Source organism: Nocardia terpenica, from assembly GCF_013186535.1.
GTDB classification, from domain to species: domain Bacteria; phylum Actinomycetota; class Actinomycetes; order Mycobacteriales; family Mycobacteriaceae; genus Nocardia; species Nocardia terpenica.
Genome location: NZ_JABMCZ010000004.1, coordinates 379,871 through 392,073 on the forward strand (window position 1 = coordinate 379,871; position 12,203 = coordinate 392,073).

Below are 12,203 nucleotides of genomic sequence, written 5' to 3' on the forward strand. Positions count from 1 at the left end.
TGCGGCGGGCCGAGTATGGGAAACCGTGCGCGCCGCGATCGGGTGCGGCGGGCCGACGGGAAACCGTGCGCGCCGCGATCAGGTGCGGGGCCGCTCCAGCAGGCGGGACATGACGATGCTGCTGCGGGTGCGGCCGACGCGGGCGTTCTCGCGGATCCGCTCGACGGTCGACTCGATCTCGGCCATATCGGTCGCCATCACGTGCACCAGGGCGTCGGCCTCGCCCGCGATCGTCCACACGCCGACCACCTGCGGGATCGGTTCCAGGGTGCGGCGCAGTTCGGTGGGGGAGATGTTGTCGCGGTAGTAGACCTCCACATACGCCTCGGTGCGCCAGCCCAGCGCCGTCGGATTGACCTGCGCGGTGAAGCCGGTGATCTGCCCGCCCGCCACCATCTTGTCGACCCGCCGCTTCACCGCGGGCGCGGACAGGCCGACCGCCGCGCCGATGTCCTGGAACGAGGCCCGCGCGTGTTTCAGCAGATGGGCGAGGATGCGCCGATCCAGGTCGTCCATGTGTTGTCCTCTCCCGCATGAAACCGTCGCTCTGCCCTCAATTTACGCAACGAATAGATGTTCCTGACGCAACGGCGCGGCATTTACCGTCGTGTCCAGTCCCGTGTACGCTGCCAGACCGAGGAGTCTCGTTGACCTCCGTAGCCACACTCCCCGCGCCCGAGCCCTCCGATATCCGCCGCCCCACCCCGCGCCGGTATCTGATGTGCCGTCCCGACCATTTCGATGTGTACTACGCGATCAACCCGTGGATGAACGTGTCCGAACCGGTGGATCGCGCCCGCGCCCTGGCCCAGTGGGAGACGCTGCGCGCGGCGTTCGAGGCGCACGGCCACCGGGTGGACGTGCTCGCCGGTGAGCCCGGCCTGCCGGATATGGTGTTCGCCGCCAACGGCGGCCTGGTGATCGGCGGGCGGGCCGTGTCGGCGCGATTCGCCAATCCCGAACGCGCGGCCGAGGGCCCGGCGTATCACGCGTGGCTGGCCGCCCAGGGCGTCTTCGAGGTGGCCGCGGCCACCGAGATCAACGAGGGCGAGGGCGATTTCGCCCGGGTCGGCGATCGCATCCTGGCGGGCACCGGCTTCCGCTCCGCGCCCGCGGCCCATCGCGAGGTCGAGCGGTTCTTCGGCATGCCGGTGGTGTCGCTGGAACTGGTCGATCCCCGCTACTACCACCTCGACACCGCGCTCATGGTGCTCGACGACACCATCGCCTACTACCCGGCGGCCTTCGCCCCGGCGAGCGCGGAACTACTGGCCGAGCTGTATCCCGACGCCGTGGTCGCCACCGACGCCGATGCCGAGGTGCTCGGCCTCAACGGCGTGTGCGACGGCTACAACGTGTTCCTCAGCGAGCGCGCCACGGGTCTGTCCGAGCAGCTGCGCGGCCGCGGCTTCAACCCGATCGGCATCGACCTGTCGGAGCTGCTGAAGGCGGGCGGCAGCGTGAAATGCTGCACGCTGGAACTGCATTCGGCGCGGGTCACATCGGCAGCCGCGCTCGCCACGGACTGACCGCCGGGTCGTGCAGCGGGTGCACCAGCACCACGTAGCGGAACAGCCGTAGCGCGCCGCTGAGCAGGACGATCGCCAGCGGTATCTCGGCCAGCACCGCGGTGCCCACCGACACCCACACATCGCGGGCGTCGGCGGTGACGATGTCGAACCAGGCATCGATCAGCAGCATGGTGCCCGTGCAGATGGCGGGCAGGACCAGCAGCAGCCGCCGACGCCAGCCGAGGTAGGCCGTCGTGGCCATCGTCAGCACCAGCGCCACGTCGAAGCCGAGCCAGGCCAGCGACCAGTTGCGCGCGTGGTACTCGGTGGGCAGCGTGAGACCGAGGTAGACCAGCCAGGGAATCATGGCGATCGACCCGCCCACCATGATGGTCAGCCGCACGCGCCGCTGCAGCCGCACCACGTCCGGATGCGGCAGCACCCGCTCCGGTGGCAGTCGCATCCGCCGGATCAGGTCCCGGCGCTGGGCGTCGGTGAGGGCCGCGATTTCGGTGTCGCTCAGAATGCCGGAGGTCGCCGCCGGTTCGGCGCGACCGTCCTCCGCGGGCGCAGTCATAAGATCATCGTGCCCCCGCCCACCGGATCGGTCACGTACGGCTCAGGAATTCTCCGAATCGGGTGGGATCAGGTGATATCCGTCCGCCGCGGCGACGATGTCGGTGAGCGGGCCGCGGGGGCGGCCGCAGCGGCGGGAGCAGCCGGACCAGTGCTGGCGGCCCACGGTGCGAATGTCGCTCGCGGGAATCCCGGTGCGAGCCGATGGGAGTGGGCCGTCGAGGCCGACGCGGCCGGAGGCGACCGCATCGGCGGCGTCGGCGCGAATATCGGTGTGGGACTTGGCGCAGCCGGGACGGCCCGCGCAGGCGGTGACCAGCAGCCAGGGGGAGGCGGCGTCGAAGATCAGGCCCATGGGGGCCAGGACGCGGACCACCTGCTCGGCCGCCCATTCGTCGAGGTCGGTCAGGACCAGGCTGCGCCAGGGGGTCACCAGGAGCGGGCGGTCGACGGCGGCCAGGAATTCGGCGGTGCGGGCGGGCAGGCCGCCGAGCGGGACGCCCGCGCCGAGGGCCACGCGGTCGTCGGACTGGGTGAGCCAGCCGATCGGAACGTCATGGCGCGCACCGAATTCCAGGGGATCGGCGGTGGCGGTCAGGCCGAGGCGGGCGGCGATGCGGGCGGGGCCGTCGGCGAGCTCGTGCAGGCGCCAGTGGTCGCCGCGCAGCTCCTGGAAGCCGTCGGCGGCGGCCAGCATGGTCGGCACCGCGTCGGCCGCCGGGACCCGGATGCCGGTGTCGCGGCCGCCGAGCAGCAGCGCGTACTCGTCCGCGTCGACGGCGTGCACGCCGATGTCGCCGCCCAGGCCGCTCACATCGCCGCGGCCGTCGTCCAGGGTGAACAGCACCCGGCCGGGCAGCCCGGCCAGCGCGGGCGCCGCCCGCAACCCGGCGTCGAGCGCCCCGACCAGCGGATGCACATCGGTCCAGCCGCCCACCCGGCCCGACAGCGGCGAGGCGACGATATTGCGCACCCGCTCGTGGGTGGGGCTGGGCAGCAGATCGACCGCCCGCAGCCGCTCGGCCAGCGCCTCGGCATCGGTGACCCGGCGCAGCTGCACATTGCCGCGCGAGGTCAACTCGATCGCGTCGCTGCCCAGGTCGCGGGCGGCCTCGGCCAGGACCTGCACCTGATCGGGCCGTAACCGCCCGCCGGGCAGCCGGATTCGAGCCAGCGGCCCGTCGGCGGCCTCGTGCAGGCGCAGGATGCCGGGACAGGAGTCGGGGGCGGAACGAGTCATGACCCTGCCCAGCCTACGGGGCCGGGGTCAGTGCCCCATCCCCGGATCGAGCCGCTTGGACCGGGCCGGGATGCCGCGCCGCCGCGCGTAGGCGGGCGTCTCGTCCCACGACGAATCCGACAGCAGATTCGGCGTGGCGTGGTGGTCGATGTGATCGCGGTGCACGGTCGTGCCGATCAGCGTCAGCCCCACGATGAGTGTGGCCGCGCAGATGCCGCCCGCCATCAGCGCCCACCCGGTGTGGTGGCTGCCCGCCGCGGTCAGCGCCATGGCAAGCGTGCCGAATCCGATCAGCACACAGAAGTAGCTCGCCCAGGCGACGAAGCGATTGCGCCGCACCCAGCTCGGAGTCGCGGGCATGATCACCGTCCTCCCTCGTCGAACCGACCACGGGCGCGACGCACCCACGGCGGGACCGGAACGTAACTGTCGGACAGCAGATGCGGCGTCTCGTGGTGATCGATATGGTCGCGATGCACCGTCGATTCGAAGACCACCAGCCCGGTGATCGCGACCGCCGCGCACACCCCGGCGGCCACCACCGCGAGCGTGCTGCGATGTCCCGCAGCCGCCGCGAGCGCCATTGCCAGCAAGGCAACGGCAACCATCATGCATACAATTCCCGACCAGGCAGCGAAGCGGTTCCGCCTGGCCCACCCTGGTGAGTTCGGCATATTCCGAGCGTACGCTCCGACGCGCCGACAGAGAAGCGAATGGAAGCCTGCCCAACGCGGTCCCGGCGGGGTAGGCGGTAGCATCCGGGGGTTCGCCGAATATGAGGAAACCGGTGCAATTCCGGGCGGTCGCGCCACTGTGACAGTCAGACCCTCACGGCGATCGACAGATTCGTCAAGGGCGCGTCACCCGAGGAAGGCCGAACCGTGATTCTGCTGCTGTCCACCTCCGACACCGACCTGTTGTCCGCGCGGGCCAGCGGCGCCGACTACCGGCTCGGCAATCCGGCGCGACTGCTGGTCGAGGACCTGCCCGCCCTGCTCGACGGCGCGGACCTGGTGGTGGTGCGCATACTCGGCGGCCGCCGGGCCTGGGAGGAGGGCCTGGCGGCGGTGCGCGCCAGCGGCATTCCGGTGGTGGCGCTCGGCGGCGAGATGGCCCCCGACGCCGAGCTGATGGAGTGCTCGACCGTGCCGGGCGGTGTCGCCGCCGACGCGCACAACTACCTGGCCGCGGGCGGGCCGGACAATCTGCGGCAGCTGCACCACTTCCTCTCCGATACGGTGCTGCTCACCGGGCACGGCTTCGAGCCGCCGGTACAGCAGCCCAACTGGGGCGAATTGGACCGTGCGGCACGGGAAGTCGACGGCCCGACGGTCGCCGTCCTCTACTACCGCGCTCAGCACCTGGCCGGGAACACCGGTTACATCGACGCCCTGTGCACCGCCCTCGAGGACGCCGGGGCCCGCCCGCTGCCGCTGTACTGCGCCTCGCTGCGCACCGCCGAACCGGAATTGCTCGAGGCCCTGCGCCGCGCCGACGCCCTGGTGGTGACCGTGCTGGCCGCCGGGGGCACCAAGCCCGCCGCGGCGTCGGCGGGCGGCGACGACGGGGCGTGGGACATCGGCGCGCTGGCCGAGCTGGATGTGCCGATCCTGCAGGGCCTGTGCCTCACCGGCGGACGGGATCAGTGGGCCGACAACGACGACGGACTGTCGCCGCTGGACGTCGCGACCCAGGTGGCGGTGCCGGAATTCGACGGCCGCATCATCACGGTCCCGTTCTCGTTCAAGGAGTTCGACGCCGACGGGCTGTCGACCTACGTGCCCGATCCCGAGCGCGCGGCACGGGTGGCGGGCATCGCGGTGCGGCACGCGCGGCTGCGGCACATCCCCGCCGGGCAGCGGCGCATCGCGCTCATGCTGTCGGCGTATCCGACCAAGCACGCCCGCATCGGCAACGCGGTGGGCCTGGACACCCCGGCCAGCGCCATCCGGCTGCTCACCGAGATGCGCTCCGCCGGTTACGATCTCGGCGCGCCGGGGGAGATCCCGGGCCTCGAGGAGCGCGACGGCGACGCGCTGATCCACGCGCTCATCGCGGCGGGCGGCCAGGATCCGGACTGGCTCACCGCGGAACAGCTGGAGGGCAACCCGATTCGAATCGCGGCCCGGCGGTATCGGGCCTGGTTCGACACGCTGCCCGCGGAGCTGCGGGAGGCGGTGGTGCGGGCGTGGGGGCCGCCGCCGGGCGAACTGTATGTCGACCGGTCGGCGGATCCGGAGGGCGAAATCGTCATCGCCGCACTGCGTTTCGGCAATGTGGTGCTCATGGTGCAGCCGCCGCGCGGATTCGGTGAGAACCCGGTCGCCATCTACCACGATCCGGATCTGCCGCCGAGCCACCACTATCTCGCGGCGTACCGGTGGATTTCGGCGGATCCGGCGGCCGGTGGGTTCGGCGCGGACGCCATGGTGCATCTGGGCAAGCACGGCAATCTGGAGTGGTTGCCGGGCAAGACGCTCGGCATGTCCGCGGCCTGCGCCACCGACGCGGCGCTCGGCGACCTGCCGCTGATCTACCCGTTCCTGGTGAACGATCCGGGCGAGGGCACCCAGGCCAAGCGGCGCGCGCACGCCACCCTCGTCGACCACCTGATCCCGCCGATGGCCCGCGCCGAGACCTACGGCGACATCTCCCGCCTCGAGCAGCTGCTCGACGAGCACGCCAATATCGCCGCGCTGGACCCCGCCAAGCTGCCCGCCATCCGCCAGCAGATCTGGACCCTGATGCGGGCCGCGAAGATGGACCACGACCTGGGCCTGACCGAGCGGCCGGAGGAGGACGCCTTCGACGACATGCTGCTGCACGTCGACGGCTGGCTGTGCGAGATCAAGGACGTGCAGATCCGCGACGGCCTGCACATCCTCGGCCAGGCCCCCGCCGCCGAGGGCGAGCTGGACCTGGTGCTGGCCATGCTCCGCGCCCGCCAGCTGTGGGGCGGCGAGGTCGCGGTGCCGGGCCTGCGGGAGGCCCTGGGGCTCGACGAATCCGGCGGCGAGTCCCGCGAGCGCGTGGACGCGGCCGAGGAGGGGGCGCGGCGACTGCTCGCGGCCCTGCAGGCCGCGGACTGGTCGGTGGATGCGGTCGACGAGATTATCGAGCGCGAGCTCGCCTCGTCAGACCGCATCGACACCCTCCGGTCGGTATTGCGTTTCGCCGCAACGGAAGTCGTCCCCCGGCTGCGGCAGACCGGGATCGAGATCGAGCGGGTGCTGCACGCGCTCGACGGCGGGTTCATTCCGGCCGGGCCGAGCGGGTCGCCGCTGCGCGGGCTGATCAATGTGCTGCCGACCGGGCGCAACTTCTACTCGGTCGATCCCAAGGCGGTGCCGTCGCGGCTGGCGTGGGAAACCGGTCAGGCCATGGCGGATTCGCTGCTGGAGCGCTACCTGGCCGACCACGGCGAGTACCCGCGGTCGGTGGGACTGTCGGTGTGGGGGACCTCGGCCATGCGGACCTCCGGCGACGATATCGCGGAGGTGTTCGCGCTGCTGGGCGTGCGGCCGGTGTGGGACGAGGCCAGTCGCCGGGTCACCACGCTGGAGCCGGTCCCGCTCGGCGAACTGGGCCGCCCGCGCATCGACGTCACCGTGCGCATCTCCGGTTTCTTCCGCGACGCGTTCCCGCACGTGCTGGCGCTGCTGGACGACGCGGTGCGGTTGGTCGCGGGGCTGGACGAGCCCGCGGAGTCGAATTACGTTCGCGCCCATACCCGGTCGGACCTGGCCGAGCACGGGGACGAGCGGCGGGCCACCACCCGCATCTTCGGCTCCAAGCCCGGCACCTACGGCGCGGGCCTGCTGCAGCTCATCGACTCCAAGAGCTGGCGCACCGACGACGACCTGGCGCAGGTGTACACCGCGTGGGGCGGCTACGCCTACGGCCGCGACCTGGACGGCATGCCCGCGGCCGACGACATGCGCAGCGCCTATCGCCGAATCGCGGTGGCGGCCAAGAACACCGACACCCGCGAGCACGATATCGCCGACTCCGACGACTACTTCCAGTACCACGGCGGCATGGTGGCCGCGGTGCGCGCGCTGACCGGCCGGAATCCGGCGGCCTACATCGGCGACAGCACCCGCCCCGACTCGGTGCGCACCCGCACGCTGTCGGAGGAGACCACCCGGGTGTTCCGCGCCCGCGTGGTGAATCCGCGCTGGCTGGAGGCGATGCGGCGGCACGGGTACAAGGGCGCGTTCGAGATGGCCGCCACCGTCGACTACCTGTTCGGCTACGACGCCACCACCGACGTGGTCGCCGACTGGATGTACGAGAAGCTGTCGGAGAGCTACGTATTCGACGAGGTGAACCGCAAGTTCATGGAGCAGTCGAATCCGTGGGCCCTGCACGGGATCGCCGAACGCCTGCTGGAGGCGGCCGAGCGCGGACTGTGGCAGCAGCCCGAGCAGCAGACGCTGGACCGGCTACGGCAGGTGTATCTGGAGACCGAGGGGGAATTGGAGTAACTGTAGCCATACAACGCCAGGCGCGGGCCGTCCGCGCCGGCGGCGTGGCAGAGGAGATGCGCGGTGCGCTTGGAACGCGGTACGGCGTTCGTGGGCTACACGATCGAACGTGTGCTCGGTGAGGGACGCTGGGGCACCGTCTATCTCGCGCACTACCCGTGGGAGCCGCGCACGGTCGCGCTGAAGGTGTTCGACTCGGGCCTGCCCGGGTCGCTGTGCGATCGCCTCGCCCGCCACCTGGAGCGGGTGCGCGGGCTGGACCACCCCAATGTCGTTGCGGCACACGGCCGCTACGCACCGGCCGACCCGTGCGTCTGGATGGCCACGGAATATCTCACCGGGGATGTCCGGTCCCTGCCCGCCCGTTCGGACGGCCGGGTGTCCGCCGATCGCGCGGTGGCCGCGATCGGCGCGGCGGCCGCCGGATTGGACTACGCCCGCGCCCGCGGCGTCCTGCACGGCGGCCTGCATCCGGGCAATATCCGGTTCGGCTGCGACGCCACCGGCGAACAGCGCACGGCCGTCACCGATTTCGGCCTGGCCCGGCTGCTCGGCGACGTGCCCTCGCGGCGCGCGCTCGGCGACACCGGAACCCGCTGGTCGGTCGAATACACCGCCCCGGAGTTGTTGCGCGACGACGTGATCGACGAGCGCGCCGACGTCTACTCCCTGGGTTGCGTGCTGTACGGCATGCTCACCGGCGGCCCGCCGTTCCAGCATCCGAACCCGGGGGCGGTCATCGACGCGCACCTGTCGGAACCGCCGCCCCGCCCGACCGCTCATCGGCCCGATCTCCCAGCGGGTTTGGACGATGTCGTGACGACCGCGCTGGCGAAGGAACCGGCCTACCGCTATCCCACGCCCGGCGCCCTGGCCGCGGCCGCGCACGCCGCGCTGCCGCGGTAGCGCGTGCGCCCCCCGAAAGCGGGGGCTTGGGGTGTCCAACGAACGCGAGGAGCATGGAATTCTCGTCCTGCCCGCGATACCGGGCTGTGTTCCCGGCCATCGGCGGCGTTCTCGCCGCCGACCGGTCGCGACGCATTCGCGGGCTCGACGAACGGGCCGGGACGCGGCGCCGGATCGTTCCGCGTCGAACCGGCGTTCCGCCCGGCCCACCCCGCGCACCGCGGGGTACGTCTTTCGAACGTAGCCCGCGGTGCGCCCCCGGACGGATGCGGGGGCCGCCCGCGCCGTCAGCCCTCGGCGGTGATCTCTATACCGACGGTCCCGCCGCGGCCGCGGCGGATCAGGCTGCCGGTGACGACCAGCCAGCCCTGCACCGAGTACTTCCGCTTGATCAGGCGGCGCACCCGCTGCGCTCCCGCCTCGTCGAGAATGCGCGCGGTGCCGTCGACCACCGCGCCCCGCGCCTTCCCGCCGACAGTGCACGGCTGCAGCGCGACGGTGGGATTGTTGCGCAGCCGCTTGACCTTCCCGCTGTCGGCGACGGTCCAGACCAGGAGCCTGCCCTCGTCGAGCACGGCCCACACCGGCGTACCGACCGGAGTCCCGTTGCGCCGGAACGTGGTCAGCAGAACATAATTCGAGGTGCCCGCGGCGCCGAAGGGATTGTCCACGACTGGCAGAGTAATCCGCCCGGCCGGGTTCAGGGCGCCAGGGTGAGGACCCGCGGGCCGTCCTCGGTGATCGCCACGGTGTGCTCGGAGTGGGCGGTGCGGGAGCCGTCGGCGGAGCGGATGGTCCAGCCGTCGGGGTCGGTGACGATGCGGTCGGTGGTGCGGGCGAACCAGGGCTCGATGGCGATGGTCAGGCCGGGGCGCAGGGGGAAGCCTCGGCCCGCGGTGCCCTGGTTGGGGATGTGCGGGTCCTCGTGCATGGTGCGGCCCAGGCCGTGGCCGCCGAATTCGGTGTTGACCGGATAGCCGTGGTCGCGCGCGACCGCGCCGATCGCGGCGGACAGGTCGCCGATCCTGTTGCCGGGCACCGCGACCGCGATCGCGGCCGCCAGCGCCTCCTCGGTGGCGCGCACCAGCCGCCGGTCCTGTTCGGCGGCGGTGCCGACGATCACCGTGGTGGCGGCGTCGGCCACCCAGCCGTCGATGTCGACCGCCAGATCCATGGTCAGCACATCGCCGTCGCGCAGCGCGTAGTCGAACGGAAGGCCGTGCAGCACAGCGTCGTTCACCGACAGGCAGACCGTATTGCGAAACGGGCCGCGGCCGAACGACGGTGCGTAGTCCCAGTAGCACGAGGTCGCGCCGCGCTCGCGGATGCGCTGGCGCACATGGGCTTCCAATTCCAGCAGATTGACGCCGACCTGCGCCCGCGCGCGCAGTTCCGCCAGGGTCTCGGCGACGAACGCGCCCGTCACCCGCATCCGCTCGATCTCCTCGGCCGTCTTCAGCTCGACCATGAGCCACCTCCGTACTCGGTATTTAAATACCGACGATAACACTGGCGGTATTTCTATACCAACCGTATGCTGGCGGCATGGTTCGTCTGCCGCTCACCCCCACACAGGTCGAGGCCGGTCGCCGGCTCGGCGCCTTCCTGCGCGCCACGCGCGCCGACCGCGATCTCGGTGAGGTGGCGCGTGCGGCGGGCATCTCCCCGGAGACGCTGCGCAAGATCGAGACCGGCCGCCTGCCCAGCCCCGCCTTCGGCACCGTGGTGGGTCTCGGCCGGGCGCTGGACATCCCGCTGCAGGACCTGGCCGATGTATGGCAGGCCGCGGTGCTGGCGGAATCCGCCTGAGCCGCACTCGTTCGACCATGGCTCCGGAGTAACGCCGCGCGCCAGGGTGCCATCGTGTTCGCGCTGGGCGCAACGCGGGTATCCGGGTATATGTGAGGGCAACGAACGACTCCGGGGTAGACGATCGGATGGTGCCGGAAAATGCCGTGGGCGCAAGATGTTCTACGGGAGGCGTGTCGGCGGGTGGGTCTCGACCCGTCCGGCGCGCGATTGGTCAAATTCACGAGTAACGCTGTGTACGAGCTCGTTTCGGCGCCGGTGATCGTCCGGATCCCGGGCTCGGAGGTGGTCGATCGGCGGGTGCCGAAGGTGATCTCGGTGGCCCGGTGGCTGGCGGACGAACAGGTGCCCGCGGTGCGGCTGGCCGAGGACCTGCCGCAGCCGCTGACCGTCGACGGACGGCGGATCACCTTCTGGCACAAGGTGATATCACGCGAGCCGGGCAGCACCCCGAACGGCCGCGAGCTGGGCATGATCCTGCGGCGGCTGCACGCGCTGCCGCCCCCGGGATTCGATCTCCCGCCCTGGCGGCCCCTGGCGCCGATCCGGGGGCGGCTCGAGGAGCAGGATCTGCTCTCGCCCGCCGACCTCCGATTCCTGGAACACAAGTGCGACGATGTGGAAGAAGGGCTCGAGGCGATCGAATACACGCTGCCGCCCGGGCCGATCCACGGCGACAGCACGGTCGGCAATCTCATCCCGAACGGACGGGAACCGGTGCTGTGCGACTTCGACGCGACCGCGCACGGACCGCGCGAATGGGACCTGGCCCCCGTCGCGTTCGGGAAGGTCCGCTTCGCCAGCACCACCGGCGATCACGAGCGGTTGGCCGCCGCCTACGGCATGGATATCCTTCGCTGGCAACACTTTCCGGTCCTGCGGCAGCTGCGCGAACTCCAGCTGGTGACGAGTGTGCTGCCCATCCTCGAGGCCAATCCGGCCCTCTACGATCAGTGGCGCCACCGGTTCCTCACCTTCCGCGCCGGGGACAACATCACCACCTGGTCGCCGTATCGGTGACCGGGCGCACCGATTACAGTCGGCCCGTGGCCGAATCCTCGCAACGAGTGCGCAATCCCTGGGGGCAGGGGGAGCGGCTGCGGGGCGAGATTCTCGAGGCCGCCGCGCGGTTGCTGTCGGAATTGGGCGGCGAACAGGGGCTGACGATCCGCGGGGTGGCCCGGGCCGCCGGGATCGCACCGGCCAGCATCTACCAGCACTTCAGCGATAAGTCCGCGCTGGTGAAGGCGCTGATCGACTACGACGCGGAGCAATTGGCGGCGGCGATGGCCGCGGCCGAGGCCGAATGCGCGCCGGATGCGCTGCTGGATCGGGTCCGGGCGCTGATGCGGGCGTACTGCCGGTTCGCCCTCGACAGCCCGGGTCACTATCGGCTGATCATCAACAATCGCGCGTACCCGTCCACGCGCACGGGTCCGATGCGGGAGATCGTGCAGCAGGGGATCGCCGCGTTCGAACGGTGCGAGCGCGCCGGAATCCGGCTGCGGGTGTCGCCGGAACGGGCCGCGATCATCGTCATTGTCGGCACGCACGGCCGGGTCGCGCTCTGGCACTCCGGCGGGGATGCCGCCGTGCAATCGGAGCTCATTCTGGACTTCGTCGACGAGCTCGTCACCCTCGTTGTCGAGTGACAAGAGTCACACTCCACTAGTA

General features: G+C 71.2%; 13 protein-coding genes. 6 read left to right on the top strand and 7 right to left on the bottom strand.

From position 1 onward, the window contains the following. Positions 1-78 precede the first annotated feature (78 nt). Positions 79-516: an Lrp/AsnC family transcriptional regulator gene (locus tag HPY32_RS34510; protein ID WP_067589482.1), complete on the bottom strand. Its 438-nt coding sequence runs from the start codon at positions 514-516 to the stop codon at positions 79-81. A 131-nt stretch (positions 517-647) separates the two neighbouring features. Between HPY32_RS34510 and ddaH the strand changes: the two genes are divergently transcribed. Further along, positions 648-1,529 carry a dimethylargininase gene (gene ddaH, locus HPY32_RS34515; RefSeq protein ID WP_231951685.1) on the top strand — a complete coding sequence of 294 codons (882 nt, stop codon included), beginning with the start codon at positions 648-650 and terminating at the stop codon, positions 1,527-1,529. Here the strand turns inward: ddaH and HPY32_RS34520 are convergent. From HPY32_RS34520 to HPY32_RS34535, 4 genes are read right to left on the bottom strand one after another with little or no spacing between them, the layout of a single operon-like run. After that, positions 1,498-2,088 (bottom strand): hypothetical protein, encoded by a 591-nt coding sequence (locus HPY32_RS34520; RefSeq protein ID WP_067589476.1) that lies wholly within the window; start codon positions 2,086-2,088, stop codon positions 1,498-1,500. The two genes, ddaH and HPY32_RS34520, sit on opposite strands and share 32 nt — an antisense overlap. Before the next feature lie 42 nt (positions 2,089-2,130). Continuing rightward, a complete protein-coding gene (gene cobG, locus HPY32_RS34525; protein ID WP_067589473.1) occupies positions 2,131-3,327 on the bottom strand; it encodes a precorrin-3B synthase in 1,197 nt (398 codons plus the stop codon). A 27-nt stretch (positions 3,328-3,354) separates the two neighbouring features. Further along, positions 3,355-3,687, bottom strand: a complete 333-nt coding sequence (locus tag HPY32_RS34530) for a hypothetical protein (RefSeq protein WP_156674526.1) — start codon at positions 3,685-3,687, stop codon at positions 3,355-3,357. A gap of 2 nt (positions 3,688-3,689) precedes the next feature. Beyond that, entirely contained in the window at positions 3,690-3,938 is a 249-nt protein-coding gene (locus HPY32_RS34535) for a hypothetical protein (RefSeq protein WP_098694836.1), read from the bottom strand. Positions 3,939-4,208: 270 nt separating this feature from the next. On the opposite strand from HPY32_RS34535, the gene cobN reads away from it, so the two are divergent. Beyond that, positions 4,209-7,814, top strand: coding sequence for a cobaltochelatase subunit CobN (gene cobN / locus HPY32_RS34540; RefSeq protein ID WP_067589464.1), 3,606 nt, complete (start codon positions 4,209-4,211; stop codon positions 7,812-7,814). A gap of 63 nt (positions 7,815-7,877) precedes the next feature. Further along, complete coding sequence (locus HPY32_RS34545; RefSeq protein WP_067589461.1) at positions 7,878-8,720, top strand: serine/threonine protein kinase; 843 nt, start codon at positions 7,878-7,880, stop codon at positions 8,718-8,720. Positions 8,721-9,007: 287 nt separating this feature from the next. Here HPY32_RS34545 and HPY32_RS34550 read toward each other — a convergent pair whose 3' ends face one another. Both HPY32_RS34550 and map read right to left on the bottom strand, forming a co-directional pair. Beyond that, positions 9,008-9,391, bottom strand: a complete 384-nt coding sequence (locus HPY32_RS34550; protein WP_067589452.1) for a PPOX class F420-dependent oxidoreductase — start codon at positions 9,389-9,391, stop codon at positions 9,008-9,010. A 29-nt stretch (positions 9,392-9,420) separates the two neighbouring features. Next, on the bottom strand, positions 9,421-10,188 hold the full coding sequence (map, locus tag HPY32_RS34555; RefSeq protein WP_067589450.1) for a type I methionyl aminopeptidase: 768 nt from the start codon (positions 10,186-10,188) through the stop codon (positions 9,421-9,423). A gap of 77 nt (positions 10,189-10,265) precedes the next feature. On the opposite strand from map, the gene HPY32_RS34560 reads away from it, so the two are divergent. From HPY32_RS34560 to HPY32_RS34570, 3 genes are all read left to right on the top strand, one after another. After that, complete coding sequence (locus HPY32_RS34560) at positions 10,266-10,529, top strand: helix-turn-helix transcriptional regulator (protein ID WP_067589448.1); 264 nt, start codon at positions 10,266-10,268, stop codon at positions 10,527-10,529. A gap of 234 nt (positions 10,530-10,763) precedes the next feature. Further along, a complete protein-coding gene (locus HPY32_RS34565) occupies positions 10,764-11,549 on the top strand; it encodes a phosphotransferase enzyme family protein (protein ID WP_197696534.1) in 786 nt (261 codons plus the stop codon). 26 nt (positions 11,550-11,575) lie between these two features. After that, positions 11,576-12,181 carry a TetR/AcrR family transcriptional regulator gene (locus HPY32_RS34570; RefSeq protein WP_197696533.1) on the top strand — a complete coding sequence of 202 codons (606 nt, stop codon included), beginning with the start codon at positions 11,576-11,578 and terminating at the stop codon, positions 12,179-12,181. Positions 12,182-12,203: the final 22 nt, after the last annotated feature.

What these genes read in the sequence shown, in the direction of transcription:
- HPY32_RS34510 (WP_067589482.1), bottom strand. Translation starts at nt 516, where the DNA reads ATGGACGACCTGGATCGGCGCATCCTCGCCCATCTGCTGAAACACGCG.
- HPY32_RS34520 (WP_067589476.1), bottom strand. Translation starts at nt 2,088, where the DNA reads ATGACTGCGCCCGCGGAGGACGGTCGCGCCGAACCGGCGGCGACCTCC.
- cobG (WP_067589473.1), bottom strand. Translation starts at nt 3,327, where the DNA reads ATGACTCGTTCCGCCCCCGACTCCTGTCCCGGCATCCTGCGCCTGCAC.
- HPY32_RS34530 (WP_156674526.1), bottom strand. Translation starts at nt 3,687, where the DNA reads ATGCCCGCGACTCCGAGCTGGGTGCGGCGCAATCGCTTCGTCGCCTGG.
- HPY32_RS34535 (WP_098694836.1), bottom strand. Translation starts at nt 3,938, where the DNA reads ATGATGGTTGCCGTTGCCTTGCTGGCAATGGCGCTCGCGGCGGCTGCG.
- map (WP_067589450.1), bottom strand. Translation starts at nt 10,188, where the DNA reads ATGGTCGAGCTGAAGACGGCCGAGGAGATCGAGCGGATGCGGGTGACG.
- HPY32_RS34560 (WP_067589448.1), top strand. Translation starts at nt 10,266, where the DNA reads ATGGTTCGTCTGCCGCTCACCCCCACACAGGTCGAGGCCGGTCGCCGG.